Origin of the sequence: Nocardia sp. NPDC050175 (assembly GCF_044459885.1) — a bacterium.
Classification (GTDB): domain Bacteria; phylum Actinomycetota; class Actinomycetes; order Mycobacteriales; family Mycobacteriaceae; genus Nocardia.
In genome coordinates, this window is the sequence record NZ_JBITJI010000017.1 from 58,342 (window position 1) to 79,178 (window position 20,837).

Annotated in this window: 19 protein-coding genes; 11 read left to right on the plus strand and 8 right to left on the minus strand. The window is 67.3% G+C overall.

The features are described 5' to 3' along the window. Positions 1-72: 72 nt before the first annotated feature. From ACIBK2_RS39970 to ACIBK2_RS39985, 4 genes are all read left to right on the plus strand, one after another. Positions 73-1,134, plus strand: coding sequence for an ROK family protein (locus ACIBK2_RS39970; RefSeq protein ID WP_396975441.1), 1,062 nt, complete (start codon positions 73-75; stop codon positions 1,132-1,134). Further along, a complete protein-coding gene (gene nagA / locus ACIBK2_RS39975) occupies positions 1,131-2,285 on the plus strand; it encodes an N-acetylglucosamine-6-phosphate deacetylase (protein ID WP_396975443.1) in 1,155 nt (384 codons plus the stop codon). Before ACIBK2_RS39970 ends, nagA begins: the two co-directional genes overlap by 4 nt. Beyond that, entirely contained in the window at positions 2,282-3,235 is a 954-nt protein-coding gene (locus tag ACIBK2_RS39980) for a 1-phosphofructokinase (RefSeq protein ID WP_396975445.1), read from the plus strand. The genes nagA and ACIBK2_RS39980 overlap by 4 nt, the downstream gene beginning before the upstream one ends. Positions 3,236-3,388: 153 nt before the next feature. After that, positions 3,389-4,213, plus strand: coding sequence for a class II fructose-bisphosphate aldolase (locus ACIBK2_RS39985; RefSeq protein ID WP_396975447.1), 825 nt, complete (start codon positions 3,389-3,391; stop codon positions 4,211-4,213). A 446-nt stretch (positions 4,214-4,659) separates the two neighbouring features. Here ACIBK2_RS39985 and ACIBK2_RS39990 read toward each other — a convergent pair whose 3' ends face one another. The 6 genes from ACIBK2_RS39990 to ACIBK2_RS40015 form a co-directional block, all read right to left on the minus strand. Next, entirely contained in the window at positions 4,660-4,974 is a 315-nt protein-coding gene (locus ACIBK2_RS39990; RefSeq protein ID WP_396975449.1) for a DUF3349 domain-containing protein, read from the minus strand. A gap of 16 nt (positions 4,975-4,990) precedes the next feature. Continuing rightward, on the minus strand, positions 4,991-5,326 hold the full coding sequence (locus tag ACIBK2_RS39995; RefSeq protein ID WP_357385230.1) for a DUF3349 domain-containing protein: 336 nt from the start codon (positions 5,324-5,326) through the stop codon (positions 4,991-4,993). 10 nt (positions 5,327-5,336) lie between these two features. Next, the gene (locus ACIBK2_RS40000) at positions 5,337-5,621 is read right to left on the minus strand and encodes a hypothetical protein (RefSeq protein WP_396975451.1); all 285 of its coding nucleotides are present in this window, start codon (positions 5,619-5,621) and stop codon (positions 5,337-5,339) included. 11 nt (positions 5,622-5,632) lie between these two features. Next, positions 5,633-6,898 carry an anion permease gene (locus ACIBK2_RS40005; RefSeq protein WP_396975453.1) on the minus strand — a complete coding sequence of 422 codons (1,266 nt, stop codon included), beginning with the start codon at positions 6,896-6,898 and terminating at the stop codon, positions 5,633-5,635. A 113-nt stretch (positions 6,899-7,011) separates the two neighbouring features. Next, a complete protein-coding gene (locus ACIBK2_RS40010; protein WP_396975684.1) occupies positions 7,012-8,247 on the minus strand; it encodes a lipase family protein in 1,236 nt (411 codons plus the stop codon). A gap of 192 nt (positions 8,248-8,439) precedes the next feature. Beyond that, positions 8,440-9,951, minus strand: a complete 1,512-nt coding sequence (locus ACIBK2_RS40015) for an ATP-dependent DNA ligase (RefSeq protein ID WP_396975455.1) — start codon at positions 9,949-9,951, stop codon at positions 8,440-8,442. Positions 9,952-10,044: 93 nt separating this feature from the next. Here ACIBK2_RS40015 and ramB point away from each other — a divergent pair, with 93 nt between their 5' ends. After that, positions 10,045-11,451: an acetate metabolism transcriptional regulator RamB gene (gene ramB, locus ACIBK2_RS40020; protein ID WP_396975457.1), complete on the plus strand. Its 1,407-nt coding sequence runs from the start codon at positions 10,045-10,047 to the stop codon at positions 11,449-11,451. Positions 11,452-11,523: 72 nt separating this feature from the next. On the opposite strand, the gene ACIBK2_RS40025 is transcribed toward ramB, so the two are convergent. Beyond that, complete coding sequence (locus tag ACIBK2_RS40025; RefSeq protein ID WP_396975459.1) at positions 11,524-12,759, minus strand: MFS transporter; 1,236 nt, start codon at positions 12,757-12,759, stop codon at positions 11,524-11,526. Positions 12,760-12,834: 75 nt separating this feature from the next. On the opposite strand from ACIBK2_RS40025, the gene ACIBK2_RS40030 reads away from it, so the two are divergent. Then, complete coding sequence (locus ACIBK2_RS40030) at positions 12,835-13,677, plus strand: TetR/AcrR family transcriptional regulator (RefSeq protein WP_396975461.1); 843 nt, start codon at positions 12,835-12,837, stop codon at positions 13,675-13,677. Positions 13,678-13,776: 99 nt separating this feature from the next. Here ACIBK2_RS40030 and ACIBK2_RS40035 read toward each other — a convergent pair whose 3' ends face one another. Beyond that, entirely contained in the window at positions 13,777-15,603 is a 1,827-nt protein-coding gene (locus ACIBK2_RS40035) for an acyl-CoA dehydrogenase (RefSeq protein WP_396975463.1), read from the minus strand. 369 nt (positions 15,604-15,972) lie between these two features. Between ACIBK2_RS40035 and urtA the strand changes: the two genes are divergently transcribed. The 5 genes from urtA (at position 15,973) to urtE (ending at position 20,829) form a co-directional block, all read left to right on the plus strand. Next, positions 15,973-17,211 (plus strand): urea ABC transporter substrate-binding protein, encoded by a 1,239-nt coding sequence (gene urtA, locus ACIBK2_RS40040; RefSeq protein ID WP_396975686.1) that lies wholly within the window; start codon positions 15,973-15,975, stop codon positions 17,209-17,211. A 72-nt stretch (positions 17,212-17,283) separates the two neighbouring features. Beyond that, positions 17,284-18,168 carry an urea ABC transporter permease subunit UrtB gene (urtB, locus tag ACIBK2_RS40045; RefSeq protein WP_379284362.1) on the plus strand — a complete coding sequence of 295 codons (885 nt, stop codon included), beginning with the start codon at positions 17,284-17,286 and terminating at the stop codon, positions 18,166-18,168. Next, positions 18,165-19,313, plus strand: a complete 1,149-nt coding sequence (gene urtC, locus ACIBK2_RS40050) for an urea ABC transporter permease subunit UrtC (protein WP_396975465.1) — start codon at positions 18,165-18,167, stop codon at positions 19,311-19,313. The genes urtB and urtC overlap by 4 nt, the downstream gene beginning before the upstream one ends. After that, positions 19,310-20,137 carry an urea ABC transporter ATP-binding protein UrtD gene (gene urtD / locus ACIBK2_RS40055; protein ID WP_396975467.1) on the plus strand — a complete coding sequence of 276 codons (828 nt, stop codon included), beginning with the start codon at positions 19,310-19,312 and terminating at the stop codon, positions 20,135-20,137. Before urtC ends, urtD begins: the two co-directional genes overlap by 4 nt. Next, the gene (urtE, locus tag ACIBK2_RS40060) at positions 20,137-20,829 is read left to right on the plus strand and encodes an urea ABC transporter ATP-binding subunit UrtE (protein ID WP_396975469.1); all 693 of its coding nucleotides are present in this window, start codon (positions 20,137-20,139) and stop codon (positions 20,827-20,829) included. The genes urtD and urtE overlap by 1 nt, the downstream gene beginning before the upstream one ends. The last annotated feature ends 8 nt before the right edge of the window (positions 20,830-20,837 follow it).

The following is a 20,837-nucleotide window of genomic DNA, read 5'->3' on the forward strand; positions in this document are numbered from 1 at the left end:
GGCCCGGTGAAACTCGACCCAGGTTCAGCCGGCGCCGCACTGCGCGACGCGCCGGGAACTACTGTGCGAAGCATGGGAGTGGTGCCGGACCCGACGGCCGACAACGAAACGTCCTCGACCAGTGCCGCCCGGCCCACGGCCGAGACTGCCGGGTCGACCGCGGCACACCGCGGCGGCACACCGACGCGTTCGGCTGCGGTACTGCCGCAGCCGGACGCGTTGTCCGAGGACGCGCTGGTGCTCGGCCTCGATGTCGGCGGGACGACCATCAAAGGTGAGATCACCGATGCGGCGGGCACCGTGCTTGCCGTCGGCACCATGCTGACGCCGCAGGGCGACGCGGCGTTCGAGGCGATGGGGGTGCTCGGCGATCAGTTGCTCGCCGAACTGACCGCGGAACAGCGCGGCCGCGTCGGCCGGGCGGCCGTGGTGGTACCCGGCATCGTTGACACCGTCCGGTCGATCGCCGTGTTCAGCAGCAACATCGGCTGGCGGGACTTCAAGGTCGGCGACCGGTTCCTCGATCGCTGGGGAATGCCGGTCTTGCTCGAACACGATGTCGCCGTGGCGGGTTGGGCCGAATGGCGCGTCGGGGCCGGACGTGGTTACGACAACGTCTGCGTGGTCATCCTCGGCACCGGCATCTCCGGCACCCTGTCCGTCGGCGGGCGCTTGGTGCGCAGCAGCTACGGCCAGGTGGGCGAATACGGGCACATTCCGGTGCGCGCGGACGGCCTGCCCTGCCCGTGCGGTAACACGGGTTGCGTGGAAACCGTCGCCTCCGGTGCCTCGATCGCCCGCGCCTACACCCGCCGGACCGGACGTGAAATCAGCGGCGCGGCAGAAGTATTCGCCTTGGTGGACACCGACGCCGATGCCAAGGCCGTGCTCGCGGACGCCGTCGACGCGCTCGCCGACGGTCTGATCGGCATCGTGCACGCCGCCTGCCCCGAACTGATCATCCTCGGCGGCGGGCTGGCGGGTGCGGGCGCCGCACTGACCGAGCCGCTCCACCAAGCCATTTCCGATCGGCTCCGGCTGGTTCCGGCTCCGCATGTTGTGCTCGGCGAATTCGGCGCGCGCGCTGGTCTCACGGGGGCCGCGCTGTTCGCTAGGCAGGGGGCGCTCACGTGACGAGCGAATTGGTCGTTCGTGGGCGGATCGTCTCGGCGACCGCTCAGTTGGACGACGGCGTTGTCACGATCGTGGGCGATCGGATCGGTGCCGTGCTGCCGTTCGCGGAGTGGGTTGCGGCGCATCCGGATTCGCCAGAGCCCGCCTTTGCGGGGACGTTGCTGCCCGGGTTGGTGGACATCCACAATCACGGCGGGTTCGGGCATCGGTTCGACACCGTCGATGCGGCGGAAGCGCGGGCGGCGGCGGAGTTTCATCAGTCGCGCGGGTCCACGACGGTGGTGGCGAGCATTGTTACGGCGGCCGCGGCGGATATGGTCGCGCAGACCGCCACATTGCGCGAGCTGGCGGCCGACGGGGTGCTCGGCGGGATTCATGCCGAAGGGCCGTTTCTGTCGGAAGCGCGTTGTGGGGCACAGGATCCGCGGTTTTTGCGGGATCCCGATCTCGAGCTCACCGATCAGCTGCTCGCCGCCGGGGGCGGGCACCTGCGGGTGATGACGCTGGCTCCGGAGCGATCCGGTTATGACGCTGTCGCGCAACGGCTCAGCGAGCACGGTGTGCGGGTTTCGCTGGGGCACAGTAACGCCGACTACGCCTCGTTCCTCAAAGCTTTGCGGCCCACTGGGTTCGGATCTCTCGTCACTCATCTGGCGAACGGCATGCCGCCGCTGCACCACCGCGAACCCGGTCCGGTCGGGGCGAGTCTGGTCGCCGCGGCGGGCGGGCACGTGACGGTCGAGCTGATCGGGGACGGCGTGCATGTCGACCCCGGATTCGCCGCGCTGGTCTTCGCGACCGCGCCCGGCCGGGTCGCGTTGATCACCGATGCCATGCAGGCGGCCGGGTTGTCGGACGGCGAGTATCAGCTCGGTCCGCAGTCGGTCACGGTGCGGCAAGGGGTCGCCAGGATCGCGAACGGTTCGATCGCGGGCGGTGTCAGCACGCTGCTCGACGGCGTGGCCCGTGCGGTGCGCGAGTCGGGCGTTGCGCCGGCCGACGCGGTGCGCGCGGCGACGGCTACCCCGGCGGCGGCCCTCGGACTGCCCGACGTCGGTGACCTGCGGACGGGCTACTTAGCCGACCTACTGATCGTTGGCGAGGGCCTCCAGTTGCGCCGGGTACTCAGGCGAGGAGAGTGGTTGTCGTGATCCTCACCGTGACGATGAATCCGGCCTACGACATGACCTACCGCGTCGAGCACTTCGAACGCGGCCAGGCACATCGGGTCCGTTCGGTCGAACAGCGCATCGGCGGCAAAGGCATCAACGTCACGCGGGTGCTGAATCAGCTCGGCAAGTACGCCAGGGCGACGGGTTTCTCCGACCACGCCTTCGCGGCCGCCGCCGAGCTGGAGATGCCGGTCGACTTCGTGCACGCGCTGCCCTGGGTCCGGCGCACGGTGGTGATCAGCGAATCCGAGGACGGCACCGCGACCGCCCTGTGGGAGCCCGGCGCGCGCGTCTCCAATCCGCACGCCGCCGAGCAACTCGCGGTCCGGGTCGCGGGCATGCTGCCCGACGTCGACGGCCTCGTCATCTCCGGGTCGCTGCCCGGCGGCATCGCGGCCACCCTGCCCGCCGAGATCGCCCGCACCGCCATCGCCGCCGACGTGCCGACCATCTGCGACGTCGACGGCGAGGCCCTGCGCCTGGCCGCCCAGATCCCCGGCGTCATCCTCATGCCCAACGGCGACGAGCTGCACCAGCTCACCGGCATCAAGCCGGCCACCGCCGAGGAAGTCGTCCTCGCCGCGTACCCCCTGATCGAGAGCGGTGTCCGCGCCGTGATCGCCACCCGCGGCGCCGACGGCATGGTCGCCGTCACCGCCGACGGCGCCTGGTACGCCACCCTGCCCGAGCCGTTGGCCGGAAACCCCACCGGCGCAGGCGATTCCGCCACCGCCGCGGTAATCGCCGCCCTTACCGAGGACCAGGCCCCCGACTGGCCCGCCATCCTCACCGACGCCGTCGCCACCTCCGCCGCCGCCGTGGTGATCCCCGTGGCAGGAGAAATCGACCGCTGCCTGCGCACCCGCATCGCCCCCACCGTCCGCGTCACCCAACTCGACCTACCCACCCGCCACGAATCCGCCCCGTGAACCCGACCCCAGCGCTCCGCCGTGACCCGCCACTCCGGCACCGCAGCGCTGGGGGCTACGGATCGCGGGCATCGATGACGAATTCGTACTGTTCGTTGCCCCGACCGTGCCTGCCGAGCAGGCGGGCGTGTTGAACCCTCAGGAGATATACCGATGCCGCTGACGCCCGTTTCCGACTTGATCATTGCCGCGCGACCGGGTGGGCTCGGGGCGTTCAATGTGATCACCTTGGAGCATGCCGAGGCCATTGCGGCGGCGGCGGAGTCGGCGAAACGGCCTGTCGTGCTGCAACTTTCGGAGAACACCGCGAGCTACCACGGTAGCCTGGCCCCACTGGCTCTCGCCTGCCTGCGCATCGCGGCGGACAGCAGCGCCGACATCGCCGTGCACCTCGACCACGCGACGGCTCCCGAATTGGTCCGCGCCGCAGTCGATCTCGGCATCCGCTCGGTCATGTACGACGGCTCGACGCTCGACTACGCCGCCAATGTCGCCAGCACCGCCGACATCACCCGCTGGTGCCACGACCGCGACGTCCATGTCGAAGCCGAACTGGGCGAGGTCGGCGGCAAGGACGGCGCCCACGCCCCCGGCGTCCGCACCGACCCCGACGAGGCCGTCGAATTCGTCGCCACCACCGGCGTAGACGCCCTTGCCGTAGCCGTCGGCTCCTCGCACGCCATGCACACCCGCACCGCCACCCTCGACAACGACCTCATCGCGCACCTGGCCGCCAAGGTCCCGGTCCCCCTGGTCCTGCACGGCTCCTCCGGCGTCCCCGACGAAGGCCTCCGAGCCGCCGTCGACCACGGCATCACCAAGGTCAACATCGCCACCCGCCTGAACGTCCTGATGACCGAGTCCATCCGCACCACCCTCGCCGCCACCCCCAGCCTCTCCGACCCCCGCAAATACCTGACTCCCGCACGCGCAGCGATCCAAGCCGAGGTAGCGCACTTCCTTCACCTACTCGGCTGAACAGAAGTATGCGGTCGGCGGCGCCAGGAGTAACGCCGCCGACCGCGGGGAGGGGTGAACCGGGGCAGCCGATCCACCAAGGTCAACACCCGCCACCCTGCCGCCCCCACCTGAGCACTTCCCCCCAGTCCACCTGAGAGTCCCCTAGGAACCTCGCGTCCCGAGTGACCTGGGGACTTCCGGAATTGGACCTGCGCGCGCGGAGCCACCATCTGACGTGGACGGCCGGCGGCGTGGGCGAGGGACCGACGCCGCCGGCCGGCGGGGTGGTGGGCTCGGGCAGAGGCCCACCAGGCGAGTTATCGGAGTAGTCAGGCGATTCCGACTACGTCAGCTTGCTCGCCGCAGCTGAACGCTCGCCCCAGCTCAGCTGAGAGTCAGCTGGGAGCTGAATCGACTCGGGTGCCATGGCAAGTTCAGCGATGGCCTGTTCGAGCGACAGCCTGTTAGAGAGGTGGTGTCGCCTCTCCGGACGACGACCCGTCCTGCGGCCAGGCGTGCGCCTCCAAACGGGTTTGGACGCGCAAAACGTCTGTCTCCGAGGGCATCTCGTTGGTGATCTTGGTGATCATCACCTGGATGTCGGTCTTGTCGGCGGGGAGGTCGCCGGAACCCGCCAGTTCGGCGGCGATTTGGCGGACCTCGTCGTCGGAGAGGCGGCGGCGCAGCAGCGCGAGCAGCGGGATGTAGTCGGATTCCGGGACACCGTCCGGATATCCGGCCCGCAGCCAGTCGATGATGGCGTTCAGAAAGGGTGGCATCGGCGACCGGGTGCGCTCAGTCGACGTCGGGTGGTGGGGTAGCGAGCGGCCAGCCGCCCGCGGCCAGGTGCGAGGCCACCCGAACGACGTCGACCTCGGCGGGCTGCTCCTTCGCGACCCGCGCGATGGCGTCTTCGATCTCGGCGCGGGTGATCTCGCTGTCCGGGTTCGACGCCGCCAACTCCTCGGCGATCGCGACGACCTCGAATTCGGTGAGGTGCCGGTGCAGTACCGCGAACAACGCCACGTAATCGGAAGTCGGGATGCCTTGCGGGTAGCCCGCACGCAGCCAGCCGATGATCCGGCCCAGCACCCTCGGCCTGAGTTCTGCGGGTTTCGCTTGATCGGTCACATCTCGCCCTTCAGGCCTGTCCGAACAGGTGGATGCCGAACTTCGCGGCAATGAAAGCCTTAGCGGTATAAAGGATTCCGGTGACGATCGCGGCGATGATCAGCCCGAAGCACACCACCGCGACGCCCAACGCCGGGTAATTGCGTTGCGCGACACGGCCGTCCGCGGCGACCGTGTCACCGGTCGACCAGAACCGCACCCCGACCGCGAACACCAGCGGCAGCCCGGCGCCGAGGATCAGGCCGGCCAGCATGACCTTCCAGAGCGCGTTCAGGTTTGTGATGAGTGTATGCATGTCTACTCCTCCTAAACCTGCGCCGACCGGGTCGACTTGCCCGGCTCCGCGGTCGTGGCCGGTGTGCCGGATTCTGCACCATCTCCGCGGGCTGCGCCGCTCGGCTTGACAACATCGACCGGATCGGTCGGGCCGCCCGGCGTGTCGTCCGGCCAGTCGTTGACGTTGCTGGTGTCGACCGGATCCTGGCGCGACCGCGCATACATCAGCCCGGACAGCCCGAGCAGGATCGCGAACACCACCAGCACACCCGGCAGTCCGCCGATGTAATGCGCGATGGCCCAGCACGCCGCACCGGCCAGGCCGGCCAGCGGCAGCGTGAGCAGCCACGCGACCACCATGCGGCCCATCACGCCCCAGCGCACCTCGGCGCCCTTGCCGATCCCGGTGCCGAGGATGGAACCGGTCGCGGTCTGCGTGGTGGACAGCGGCAGCCCGAAGTGGGCGGAGCTGAGAATGATGGCGGCCGAGGCGGTTTCGGCGGCGAGGCCCTGCGGTGATTCGATCTCCACCAGGCCCTTGCCGAGCGTCCGGATGATGCGCCAGCCGCCGAGGTAGGTGCCGGCCGCGATGGCGAGCGCACACGCGCCCATCACCCAGATCGGCATGTCGGCGTTCTTGGTGAGCGTGCCGTGCGCGACCAGGGCCAGGAAGATGACGCCCATGGTCTTCTGCGCGTCGTTGGTGCCGTGCGCCAGCGAGACCAGCGAGGCCGAGCCGATCTGACCCCAGCGAAAGCCCGTTTCCACCTTCTCGGGATCGGACTTCTTGGTGATCCGATAGACCAGCCAGGTGCCGAGGGCCGACACCAGCGCCGCGACGACCGGCGCGAGCACGGCGGGCAGAATGATCTTGGTGAGCACCCCGTCCGAGCCGGCGGCCCAGATCACGCCGCTCCAACCGAGCGCGGCGAGGGTGGCGCCGATCAGGCCGCCGAAGAGTGCGTGTGAGGAGCTCGACGGCAGGCCGAACAACCACGTGAGCAAGTTCCAGAGAATGCCACCGACCAGACCGGCGAACACAATGATGAGTAGGTCATGGCCTTGGACGGCATCGAGTCGGACGATGCCCTTGGCCACGGTGGCGGCAACCGCCACGGAGAGAAATGCGCCGACCAGATTCAGCACTGCCGATAACGCCACCGCCACCCGAGGCCGCAGGGCGCCGGTGGCGATGGAGGTCGCCATGGCGTTCGCGGTGTCGTGGAAGCCGTTGGTGAAATCGAAGGCGAGTGCTGTGACGATGACGATCAGAAGAACCAGTAATTCGACGGTCACGAGTCAAGTGTGCGGCACAGGTCAATAGGATTGCCAGGTGGTTGCGGTTCACCGCGCGTCGCCCATGCGTTAAGTTGGATCCTGTCCTCTATCGGCCTGGATCCCGTCGCCTATCAGCCGAATCGAGTGCAACCCTTGTTCACTGGTTTGCCAGCAAATCGATCTTCGATCCAGGCGTACGCGCCCGGAATACCGCTGGTGCTCACGATGAAGTGTTCACCGAGATATACCTGAAAATCCACCTGAGTTCCGCCCCGGCACCAGTCCTGATAGAGGTGCTCGGCACCGGCCAGCGGTACCCACCATTCGTTCAGCCCGTGATACAGGAAAACGGGGATGGTCGGCGGCAGCGCGCCGAGCCGATTCTCCGCCAGAATCTGCCGAATGAACGGCAGCTCGGTCGGCGCGGGCACATCGGTGAGCGCCTCTACCGGAATGGGCGCGACGAGCCCGACGGTCTCCTCATGGGCCTCGCAGAAGTCCTTGCCCACCCGGACGAGCCGCCAGCCGTTGTCGTTCATCAGGCCGAGCATCTCCGGGTACTCGCGCGCCAGACCCAGGGTCGCCGCGAGGAAGATGCCGGAGGCGAAGTCCCTGCCGTTCATGGTGTGCAGCAGCATCTCGAAGTCGGCGGGCACACCGCCGAACGCGACGCCGACCAGATTCAGTTCCGGCGCGTACATCGGCGCCAGCTGCGCGGCCCACGCCGAGGCGATGGCGCCGCCGGAATAGCCGGTGATCGCGGTCGGCGCTTCGGGCCGCAGACCGAGTTCGGGGGTGCGCGTCGCGGCCCTGATCGAATCGAGCACCGCGTGCCCGGCCATCAGGCCCGCCGCATAGGCCTGACGTGGTCCCTGGTGATCGGGCACCAATACCGCGAAGCCCTTGGACAGCGGGAGCTGCGCCATCCACAACTTGCTCGACACCATGCGAAGCTCATAGGACGGCGCGCACTGGTTGCCGAGGGAGTCGATCGCCGGATTCAAGGTCACCAGCGGACGCGGTCCCTGGCCGGTCCATGGCGTCGCGGGCATGAGCAGGGTGGCGACCACCGGGACGGGCTTGCCCTTCGCATCGGTCGACCGGAGCAGCAACTCGGTCGAGAGCAGCGGGACACCCGTGACGCCGGTGCCGCCGGGACGGGACGCGAGAACCGTTCCCGGAGCCAGGGTTTCGAAGCCGGCCGGCGGGTTGTAGAAGGGATCGCCGAGCGGCGTCGGCATGGCGTCGGCGATATCGCGGGACGGAAAGAGCAGGTCATCGATCGGATTCGCGTGCGCGATGGTGCCGAGCACCGCGCTGACCGCCAGGACCGCGACCAGCGCGATAGCGCGAAGCCGCCACACCACAGAACTCAACGTCTTCCCCGATCCCGAAGCAGCACCCTGCCGAACCCACTGCAGTCTGGCCCGCCCCCGAACCCCTGAGGAGCCCTCATTTGCAGTGGCAGCGCAATCTTCGCATCGCTGGCAGGCAAACCGCTCGACATCGCCGAGACTGCCGCGAGTCGATGCGAACAAGCGCACCGTTCGGCGTGCGACTTACGGCAGCAGGGCGCGGACCGTGTCGATGGTGTCGGCTTCGGCGGGTTCCTTGTCGGGGCGGTAGCGGACCACACGGGCGAAGCGAAGGGCGACGCCGCCGGGATAGCGGGAGCTGACCTGCACTCCGTCGAGGGCGATCTCGACGACGAGTTCGGGCCACAGGTAGACGGTGTGCTCGTCGCGCTCACGTTCGTAACCAGGGAATTCGGCTGTCTGCCATTGCAGTAGGGCGTCGGTGAGGCCTTTGAAGGTCTTGCCGACCATGACCGGCTCGCCGGTTTCCGGGTCGCGGGCGCCGAGGTGCAGGTTCGACAGGTAGCCGGTGCGGCGGCCGTAGCCCCATTCGGCGCCGAGAACCAGCAGGTCGAGGGTATGCGTCGGCTTGATCTTCTGCCAGGCCCGGCCGCGCCTGCCCGCCGCGTAGGGCGCGGACAGCGACTTGATCATCACGCCTTCATGGCCGGCCGCCAGTGCATCGTCGAAGTACTCGGCGGCTGCTTCTTCGTCGGGCCGGATCAGCGCGGGAATGCTGTGTGCGGCAGCTACTTTCGTGAGTGCGGCACGACGCTCGGACAGCGGGGCATCGAGCAGGTCCGTGCCGTCCAGGTGTAGACAGTCGAAGAAATACGGGTGCAGCAACAGTTCTCGGGTGGAACTCACCTCGGCGAACCGGCTCATCGTCTCCTGAAAGGGGCGGGGTCGTCCGGCATCGGTGAGCGCCAGGGTTTCCCCGTCCAGCACCACGCTGGCGCAATCGAGCCCGGCGACCAACTCGACCAGTTCCGGCACGCTCGCGGTGATGTCACGCAGCGTCCTGGTGAACACCCACACCCGCGAGCCGTCACGATGCACCTGAATCCGCGCGCCGTCCATTTTGATCTCGACACTCACCTCGCCGTCGAACTCGGTCATCGCACCGTCCAGCGTCGCGCCGGGTGACGCGAGCATCGGCTGGATCGGCCGACCCACCTCGAGCCGGAACTCGCCGAGCGCCTCGACACCGCCGGTCAGCGCGGCCATCGCGGTCACCGGCAGCTGACCGGACAGCATGTAGGCCCGGCGGACCAGGTCGACCGGCACGCCCGCGGCCACCGCGACGGCCTCGCTGACGATCGCGGTGAGCGCCCCTTGGCGCAGCTCACCGGTCAGCAGGCGCAGCAGGAACCCCTGCTCGGCCACGGTCGCGGCGGTCCACAGCGCGATGAGCAACGCCTTGCGCCGCGCCGCCGATCCGGCGCCGGAGGTCCCGGCCAACTCGGTGAGCGCGGCATCGACCGCCGAAACCGTCAGCGTCGCAACGGCTGCCGGGGTAGTGTCCACTCCGGTGAGGGTGCGCCACCCGGTGCCGATCCGCCCCTGCCGGAGCTCGCCGGAGGCCCAGGCGACCACCGGCGCGAGTTCGTCCGGCGCGGCGGCGGTCAGCAGCTCGGCGAAGGTGGCGATCTTCGTCTTGCGTGACCTGGTCGCGCGGACCGTCTCCGAAGCCTGGACGACATGCGAGAACAACACCCGTCGACGGTAACGCCTGCCTGTGACATATAGCTCAGCACTGCTGCTAATTCTCCCTTGGCAGGGTTGCGAAAACGCCCATAAACTGGACACATGGCCAAGACTTACGTCGGGGCGCGGCTTCGTCAGCTGCGGACCGAACGGGGGCTGAGCCAGGTCTCACTCGCCCAGAAGCTGGAGATCTCGGCGAGCTACCTCAATCAGATCGAACACGACGTGCGCCCGCTCACCGTTCCGGTGCTGTTGCGGATCAGCGAGGTGTTCGGGGTCGACGCGACCTTCTTCTCCTCCCAGGACGACACCAGACTGATCGCCGAACTCCAAGAGGTCGTGATGGACCAGGAGCTCGGCATCGAGGCCGACACCCAGGAGATCGCGGACATGGTGTCCGCGCATCCGAGCATGGCGCGCGCGCTGGTCAACATGCACAACCGCTACCGCAACACCTCCGCCCAACTGGCCGCCGCCACCGAGGACCGGTTCGCCGACGGCTCGGGCAGCGCGGCGATCAGCAAGCCGCACGAGGAAGTGCGCGACTTCTTCTATCAGCGGCAGAACTACATCCACGAATTGGACACCGCCGCAGAGGAACTCACCGCGCGCATCCGATTCCACGGCGGCGACGTGAACAGCGAGGTCGCCCGGATCCTGCGCGCGCACGACGTGCGGATCGTCGAACGGATCGACCTCGGCGAGGGCGTGCTGCACCGCTACGACGAGGACACCCAGCGGCTGGAGATCGCGCCGCACCTGTCCGGTGGCCAGCGCACGTTCAAGCTCGCCGCCGAGCTCGCCTACTTCGAATGCGGCGACCTGCTCGAAAAACTGGTCGAGGAGGGCAATTTCGCCGCCGAGGACACCCGCAAGCTGGCGATGCTCGGCCTGGCGAACTACTTCGCGGCGGCAACCGTGTTGCCCTACACGCACTTTCACGAGGTCGCCGAGGACTTCCGGTACGACATCGAGCGGCTCTCGGCGTTCTTCACGCAGAGCTACGAGACCATCTGCCATCGGCTTTCGACGCTGCAGCGCCCCAAGCTGCGCGGCGTCCCGTTCTCGTTCGTCCGGGTGGACCGGGCGGGCAATATGTCGAAACGCCAGTCCGCCACCGGTTTCCACTTCTCCGCCAGCGGCGGCACCTGCCCGCTGTGGAACGTCTACGAGACCTTCGCCTATCCCGGCAAGATCATGACGCAGATCGCGCAGATGCCCGACGGCCGAAAATACCTGTGGGTGGCCCGCACGGTCGAACGCCGCGCCACCCGCTACGGCCAGCCGAGCAAGACCTTCGCCATCGGCCTCGGCTGCGAGCTACGGCACGCGGGCCGGGTGATCTACGCCGACGGCATAGATCTCGACGAAGTCCAGCCCACCCCCATCGGCGCGGGCTGCCGCGTCTGCGAACGGCTCAACTGCCCGCAGCGTGCCTTCCCGCCCCTGGGCAAGGTCCTCGACATCAGCGAGCACCGCAGCTCGGTCTCGCCGTACGTACTGAAGTAATCAGCCGCCCACGACCAAGGCCGACAGCGCTGAATCGCGTTGTCGGCCTTCGTGTCCGGGCATTCCGTCGGCTCACGCCACGGCGAGTGCCCGCCGTTGGATGCGCAGGCCGACCAGGGTCATGGCCAGTGCGATGACCAACAGGGTGGCCAGGGTCCAGGCCAGAGCTGAGAAGCCGTGCGGCGCAGCGGCAGCCGCGACCAGCGGGCCCACCGTGGCACCCACGTAGAAGCTGAACATCGCGACCGACATTGCGGCGGCACGGGATTCGCCGCCGAGTTCGCCTGCGCTCTGCAGCACGGCCGGGCCGATGACACCGAGGCCGCCGACGAGCACCGCGAGCAGGATGGTCAGCACGGCCAGGTGCGAGCCCTCAAAAGTGGCTGCCACCATCGCGGCCGCCGCGACCAGGACGCCGAGCATGATCTGGTAGTGCTTGGTGAGCCGGGCCAGCGGGATCGCCAGCAGCGGCAGCGCCACCATCACCGGCAGCGCGCCGGCCCGCAGGGCGAGCAGTTCGCCGGAACCCTTGACCACGCCGGTGAGTTCGAGACCGGTGTACACGCCGACCATCACCGCCATGCTCATCGAGCCCGCGACCAGCATCGGCAGCAACGGGCGGATGCGCAGCACCGCGGGGATCGCGGCGTAGCTGTGCCGCAGCGGCAGATCGCGCCCGGTCGGGGCGTCGTCGAGCATCACCCGGCGCAGCACGACCGCGAGCGCCACGAAGACGACGGCGGAACCGATGAACATGGTGCGCCACGGGAACGAGGCGACCACCGCCTGCGAGATGATCTGCGCGATCACCGTCGCGGCCAGGAACGAGGTGGCCACCGACATGGTCGCCACGGCACGGTGCGCGGGCGTGATCCGGGTGGCCACATAGGCCATGATCGCGGGCGGAATGGACCCGACGACGAGGCCCTGCACGATCCGCAGCCCGACCGCGATCGGCGCACTGAACGCCAGGCCGGTCAACAGGGTAACCACCGCGGCCACGAGCATGCCGGTCATCAGCACCCGGCGGTGCCCGTAGCGATCCGACAGCGGGCCGAACAGCACGAAGCCGCCCGCGTAGCCGAAGGCGAACGCGCTGATGATCCAGGTCATCACGCCCGAGCCGACATTCCAGTCCGCTTTCATGGCCGTGAACAGGGGAATCGGGATGTACATCTGGCCGGTCGCGAGCAGCGCGGACAGCACGAAGACGGGCACGGTGCGCGCGGTGTGTGCACGCGGGGATGCGCTCAGGGTGGGCGCGGCGGCCGGAGTACCGGTCGTGAGCGGAAGGGTCGGCGTTGCCATGAAGACGACAGTAGGACTGCGACAGATCAGTTGTCAACCAAATAGTTGGTTTAATGAGATGGTAAAATCGCAACCATGACGGCCATCATCAAGCGCAGCGACGCGACCAAGCAGGCGTTGTTGCGTGCCGCGCGAGCCGAATTCGCTGAATACGGCCTGGCAGGCGCGCGTGTCGATCGCATCGCCGAGGCCGCGGGCGTGAACAAGGAGCGCATCTACGGCCTGTTCGGCAGCAAGGACAAGCTGTTCGACGTCATCCTGATCGACACCATGCGCGAGTTCATGGACGTGGTCCAACCCTTGACCGAGACCGACCCGGCCCGGTATGTCGGCAAGCTGTTCGACTACCACAACAACCACCCGCAACTGCTGCGGCTGCTGCTGTGGGAGGGCCTGCATCGCGGCGTCGACGCGCACGACATCGACGGCTGGCGCGCGCAGCACTACGAGCAGAAATTCGACAGGGCCATCGAACAATTCGGCATCGACGCACAGTACGCCGGACGCTTGCTGCTCGCCCTGTGCGGCATGTCCAACTGGAGCCTCGCGGTGCCGCAGACCACCCGGCTGCTGCTCGGCAACGCCGCCGAGGACAAGGACGCAACCCGCGAGTTCATGCAGGAATTCGCCATGGCGGCGATGCGTAATCTCCCGCCCGCGATGAAGGCGGACGCGTCGGTATCACCACCGGAAACGGCACCGGTCAACACCTTGACCACTCAGGACGACCAACCCACCAGGGTCGACCGAGCAGCCCAACGCCTCCGCGACGCCCAGGCGGCCGCCGACGCGGCCCGCGACGAACTCGCCGCCGCCCTGCGCGCCGCCCACGCCGCAGGCACCAGCGCCAACCAACTCGCCCGCGACGTCTCGGGCACACTGTCCCGCCCCGTCGTACTCAAACTGCTCGCCGACTGACGCCCCCGGCCCACCCGCACCCGACTCGCATCGACCGAAGGCGCCCTCCACTCGGTCTAGTCGAGTGAAGGGCGCCTTCGGTCGGTGTTCGGTGCGGTGTCAGAAGGCCGCTTCGTCCAAATTCATGATGTCGTTGTCGATCGCGGCGATGATCGCCGTGTTCGCGGTCAGCTCCGGCAGCACGTTCTTCGCGAAGAAGCTTGCCGCAGCGATCTTTCCGGTATAGAAGGGCCGATCCTTCTCGGGCGCTTCGGCCGCCAGCGCGGCGGCCGCGATCTCGGCCTGCACCAGCAACCGCCAGCCGATGAGCAGGTCGCCGACCGAGAGCAGGAAGCGCACCGAGCCTAGGCCGACCTTGTACAGCTCGGCCGGATCCTGCTGACCCGCCATCAGATACCCGGTCAGCGTGGCCGCCATCGCCTGCACATCGCCCAAAGCCGTACGCAGCAGCTCACGTTCGGTCTCGAACCGGCCGCTCTTGGTGTCCAGGAACGCGGCGATCTGCCCGGTGACGTGCCCGATCGCCACCCCCTTGTCCCGAATGATCTTGCGGAAGAAGAAGTCCTGCGCCTGGATGGCGGTGGTGCCCTCGTAGAGCGAGTCGATCTTCGCGTCTCGGATGTACTGCTCGATCGGATAGTCCTGCAGGTAGCCCGAACCACCAAGCGTCTGTAGCGATTCCGTCAGGTACTGGTAGGCCCGCTCGGAACCGACGCCCTTGACGATCGGCAGCAGCAAATCGTCGACCCGGTGCGCCAATTCGGCGTCCGCGCCCGAAACCAGCTGCGCGACATCGGCGTTCTGATGCGCCGCAGTGTACAGGTACACCGCACGCATGCCCTCGGCATACGCCTTCTGCATGGCCAGGCTGCGCCGCACATCGGGATGCCGGGTGATCGGCACCCGCGGTGCGGCCTTGTCGGTCATCTGGGTCAGGTCGGCGCCCTGCACGCGCTCCTTGGCGTACGCGAGCGCGTTCAGGTACCCGGTGGACAGCGTGCCGGTGGACTTGATGCCGACCACCATGCGTGCGTTCTCGATCACCTGGAACATCTGCGCGATGCCGTTGTGCACGTCGCCGACCAGCCAGCCGACCGCGGGCACGTCGCCGCCGAAGGTGAGCTCACAGGTGGGCGAGGACTTCAGGCCCATCTTGTGCTCGAGATTGGTCGCGAACACGCCGTTGCGGGCGCCGAGCTCCAGCGTCTCGGCATCGAACAGGAACTTCGGCACGTAGAACAGCGAAAGGCCCTTGGTGCCGGGGCCCGCGCCCTCGGGGCGGGCGAGCACCAGGTGGAACATGTTTTCCGCGGTGTCGCCGACATCGCCGCCGGAGATGAAGCGCTTGATGCCCTCGATGTGCCAGGTGCCGTCGGGCTGTTCGGTCGCCTTGGTGCGGCCCGCACCGACATCGGAGCCCGCGTCCGGCTCGGTCAGCACCATGGTGCCCTGCCAGCCGCGTTCGTAGCCCTGCGTAGCCCAGTGCTTCTGCTGTTCGTTGCCGACGTTGTAGAGCACCGCGGCCATCACGGGGCCCATGTTGAAGAAGCTCGCCGCCGGGTTGGCGCACATGATCAGCTCCTGGACGGCCCACACCACCGCAGCGGGCGCGGGCGTGCCGCCCATCCCCTCCGGCAGCCCGAGCCTGCTCCAGTCGGCGTCGTGCACGGCCGTGATGGTCTTGCGCAGCGCGTCCGGCACCGTGACGGAGTAGTTGGCCGGATCGAAGGCCACCGGATCGCGGTCGGCGGGTGCGAAGGACTCCGCGATCGGCCCCTCGGCCAGCCGCTTCACCTCGGCCAGGATCTCGCGCACGGTATCGGAGTCGAGATCGCCGTAGGCGCCCGTATCGAGCAGCTTGTCCAGCCCGAACACCTCGAACAGATTGAACTCGATGTCACGCACGTTCGCCTTGTAGTGACCCACGACGGTCCTCCCAGGTTTCGGCCGTTTTGACGATGTACAAACGCAGCCTGCCGTACCGCGGTGACGCTACGCAACCGTAGGCTCGCGGCCACCTCACCGAGGTTCACCAGGCGGTAACCGCAAACGTTCACACCGTCGAAACAGACGAAATGGACTCGTCATCGAGAGATATTCCGGCGCAACAACTTCTGTCTAACGTTCGCACCACGAATACACCGCCTGTATACATCCCGGTCGACAGCTTTGACCGGGGCAAAGGCGGAGGTATTCGCCGCGGTGCACGTCGCGCCGCCGAACTACCTGATGAAGTGAGAAGGGTCCCGCCCCATGTCAGATTCCCGTGCCATCCATCGACACCGCTCCCGGCGCATGGTCAAGGCGATGGCGGTACCTACCGCAGTGGCGCTCGCCGGTTTGTTGCTGACCGCCTGTGGCGCCAAGGACGACGCCACCACGACCGGCTCGAACGCCGCCTCCTGCGTTGACACGTCGAAGGACTCGATCAAGATCGGTTCGCTGCACTCGCTGTCCGGCACGATGGCGATCTCCGAGGTCACCGTCGCCAACTCGACCAAACTGGCGGTCGATCAGATCAATGCCGCGGGCGGGGTCCTCGGCAAGAAGGTCGAACTGGTGCTCGAGGACGGCGCGTCGGACCCGAAGACCTTCGCGGAGAAGGCCGAGAAGCTGATCAGCTCCGACTGCGTCGCGGCGGTGTTCGGCGGCTGGACCTCGTCGAGCCGCAAGGCGATGAAGCCGAAGTTCGAGAGCCTGAACTCGCTGCTCTACTACCCGGTGCAGTACGAGGGCCTGGAAGACAGCAAGAACATCTTCTACACCGGCGCGACCACCAATCAGCAGATCATTCCGGCCCTGGATTACCTGAAGCAGAAGGGCATTACGTCCCTCTACCTGGTCGGCTCCGACTACGTCTTCCCGCAGACCGCCAACCGCGAGATCAAGGCGTACGCGAAGGCCAACGGCATCGAGATCAAGGGCGAGGACTACACCCCGCTCGGCTCCACCGACTTCTCCACCATCGTCAACAAGGTGCGTAATGCCAAGGCGGGCGCGGTATTCAACACCCTCAACGGCGACTCCAACGTGGCGTTCTTCCGCGAGTACACCAACGCGGGCCTGAAAGCCACTGAGATGCCGGTGGTTTCGGTGTCCATCGCCGAGGAAGAGGTCGCGGGCATCGGCGCGCAGAACATCGCCGGGCAGCTGACCGCGTGGAACTACTACCAGACCGTGGACTCACCGGTGAACAAGAAGTTCGTCAGCGACTACAAGGCCGCGTTCGGCGCGGACAAGCCGACCTCGGACCCGATGGAGGCTGCGTACGCCTCGGTCTACCTGTGGAAGAACACGGTGGAGAAGGCGAAGTCGTTCGCGGTGGCCGACATTCAGGCCGCGGCCGACGGCGTGACGTTCGAGGCGCCCGAGGGCCTGGTCACCGTCGACGGCTCCAACCACCACATCACCAAGACCGCGCGGATCGGCGAGATCCGGCCGGACGGGCTCATCTACACGGTGTGGGACTCGGGCAAGGCCGTAACGCCGGACCCGTACCTGAAGTCCTACGACTGGGCCAAGGGCCTCAAGTAATTCGCCCGATCGGTGTGGGGTGGCCGTGATTTCGCGGCCACCCCGCACCGGCCCGATATCCGAGGAGTCCTTATGGACGTCGTGATCGGCCAGCTCTTCACCGGGCTGAGTCTGGGATCAATTCTGTTGCTCGCCGCGCTCGGCCTGTCGCTGACCTTCGGTCAGATGGGCGTGATCAATATGGCGCACGGCGAGTTCATCATGGCCGGGTGCTACACGACTTATGTTGTGCAGAAGGTCATTTCGTCGGCCGGTGTGTCGCTGGTGGTGTCGCTGCTCGTCGGTTTCCTGGTGGGTGGCCTGCTCGGTGCGGCGCTGGAGATGGGCCTGATCCGCTGGATGTACGACCGGCCGCTGGACACCCTGCTGGTCACCTTCGGTGTCGGGTTGGTGCTGCAACAGCTGGCCCGTGACATTTTCGGCGCGCCCGCCAAGAATGTCGTCGCACCGGAATGGCTCAGCGGTGGCGTCACCATTCTGGGCGCGGTGGTGCCGAAGAGTCGCATCTTTATTCTCGTGCTCGCGGTGGCCGCGGTGATCATCCTGGCCACGGTGATGAAGACCACGCCTATGGGGCGGCGCATCCGGGCCGTCGTGCAGAACCGCGGTCTCGCCGAAACAAGCGGTGTATCAAGCCGTTTCACCGACATCAGCACGTTCTTCATCGGCTCCGGCCTGGCCGGTGTCGCCGGTGTCGCGCTGACGCTGATCGGTTCGACCAGTCCAACCATCGGGCAGAGCTATCTGATCGACGCCTTCCTGGTGGTGGTGATCGGCGGGCTCGGCCAGATCAAGGGCACGGTGATCGCGGCGTTCGCGCTCGGCCTGCTCAACTCCTACATCGAATACTCGACGACGGCATCGATCGCGAAGGTCATTGTGTTCGTCGTCATCGTCATCTTCCTGCAGGTCCGTCCGCAGGGTCTGTTCACTGTCCGCACAAGGAGTTTGGCATGACCACGCTGGTAGAGAGGTGGCGCGCACACTCGACCCTGACCGCATTGGGCGGCTTCGGCATCGCCGCGATCCTGTTGTTCGCAGTCGCCCCGGTCGCGCTCAGCGAGTTCCGGCTGAACCTGCTCGCCAAGTTCCTGTGCTTCGCGATCGTCGCGGTGGGCATCGGATTGGCTTGGGGCCGAGGCGGAATGCTCACGCTCGGGCAGGGCGTGTTCTTCGGCATCGGTGCTTACATCATGGCGATGCATCTGCAGATGGCCGATGCCTCGCGGCTCGGGAACGACGTGCCGGAGTTCATGGAGATCTCCGGTATTCGCGAATTGCCGTCATTCTGGCGGCCTTTCGCATCCGGGCCGGTGGCGCTGATCGGCATCCTGGTGTTGCCCGCGCTGGTAGCGGCGGTGCTGGGGTACGGCGTCTTCAAGCGGCGGGTCAAGGGGGCCTATTTCGCCATCCTCAGTCAGGCGCTGGCGGCGGCGCTGGCGATCCTGCTGACCGGGCAGCAGGCCATCGGTGGCTTCACCGGGCTGTCCGACTTCCGTGCCTTCTTCGGGTTCAAGCTCTCTGATCCGGCGAACCGGAAGATGCTGTTCTTCATCGCGGCGGGCACGCTGCTGGTGGTGGTCGCGCTGGTGCGGCAGTTGATGCGCAGCCGGTACGGCGAATTGCTTGTCGCGGTGCGGGATCAGGAGGAGCGGGTGCGCTTCCTCGGCTATGACCCGGCCAACGTCAAGATCGTCGCGTACGTGGTCGCGGCGTTCTTCGCGGGTATCGCCGGTGCGTTGTTCACGCCGATCGTCGGCATCATCTCGCCCGCCGATATCGGCGTGGTGCCGTCCATCGCGTTCCTCATCGGCGTCGCGATCGGCGGCCGGACCACCCTGCTCGGCCCGGTGCTTGGTGCGATCGGGGTGGCCTGGGCGCAGACGGCGTTCTCCGAGGAGTTCCCGTCCGGGTGGACCTACCTGCAAGGCGTGCTGTTCATCGTGGTGATCGGCTTCATCCCGGCCGGGCTGGCGGGCGTGTGGCCGATGCTGAAGGGGTTGCTGGACAGCAGATTCCGGCGATCCGAACCGGTCGCTCCGGCGGCGGTCGTCGTCGAACCGCAGCCCGAGATCGAGCCGGAGAAGGTGGAATCCCGATGACCACAACCACACCCGAGCCGAAGCTCGGCGGCAATGCCGGAATGTCGAGCGAGTATCTCGAAATCCGTGGTCTCTCCGTGAGTTTCGACGGGTTCAAGGCGGTGACCGATGTCGATATCACGGTGCTGCAAGGCGATCTGCGCTTCCTGATCGGTCCCAACGGCGCGGGCAAGACGACGCTGATCGACGCGATCACCGGGCTGGTCTCGGCGTCCGGCTCGGCGCAGAAGACCGGCGTCGAGCTGCTCGGCAAGAAGGTGCACCAGATCGCCAGGCTCGGCGTCGGGCGCACCTTCCAGACGGCCAGCGTGTTCGAACAGCTCAGCGTGCTACAGAATCTCGATATCGCGGCCGGTGCGGGCCGCTCGGCGCTCACCATGCTGCGGCGCCGCAAGTCGGTACTGCCCGGCATCGAGGAGGCGCTGGAGATCACCGGGCTCGGCGCCCTGCGGGACAAGCCCGCCGGTGTGCTCGCGCACGGCCAGAAGCAGTGGCTGGAGATCGGCATGCTGCTGGTGCAGAACGCGTCGGTGCTGCTGCTCGACGAGCCGGTCGCGGGCATGAGCGCCGAGGAGCGCGAGGAGACCGGAAACCTGTTGCGCCGCATCGGCGGCGAACGCGTCGTCGTAGTGGTCGAGCACGACATGGACTTCATGCGCGCGTTCGCGAGTTCGGTGACCGTGCTGGCCGGCGGCAAGGTGCTCAGCGAGGGCACCGTCGAAGAGGTGCAGGCGGATCCGAAGGTGCAGGAGGTCTATCTGGGCACCGCGGCGGCGATCGGTACGGCCCTCGAAGATGAAACCACCGTGAAGGAGTCCGTCTGATGCTCGAGCTCATCGATATCCACTCCGGCTATGGCAGGAGCGAGGTGATTCACGGTGTGTCCGTGACGGTTCCAGACGACAGCGTGGTTGCCATCATGGGACACAACGGCGCGGGCAAGACCACCTTGTTACGCACCGCGGTCGGGCTGATCGGGACCAAGTCGGGTCAGATCAAGTTCGACGGCGAGGCGATCACCAAGATGGCGCCGTCGCGGCGGGTCCGCCGCGGCCTCGCGTATGTGCCGCAGGGGCAACAGAGTTTCCCGCAGTTGACCACCGCGGAGAACCTCCAAGTGGTCGCCGACGGTCGCAAGCGCGGCAAGGCGCTGATCGACGAATCGCTCGATCTGTTCCCCGCGCTGCGGGAACTGTTGAGCCGCAAGGCCGGTCTGCTCTCCGGCGGGCAGCGCCAGCAGTTGGCGATCGCGCGTGCGCTGATCACCGAACCGAAGCTGCTCATCCTCGACGAGCCGACCGAGGGCATCCAGCCTTCCGTGGTCGCCGAAATCGAGCGGACCATCATCGATCTGACGCAGCGCGGCGGCTTGAGCGTGCTGCTGGTGGAGCAGCACATCGGCTTTGCCCTGCAAGCGGCGCAGCACTATTACATCCTGGCGTCCGGTCGCGTCACCTCCACAGGTGCGGGCGGCGCGGGCGCGGAGACCGTGGTCCGCTCGGCGATGGCGATCTGAGCTGACCA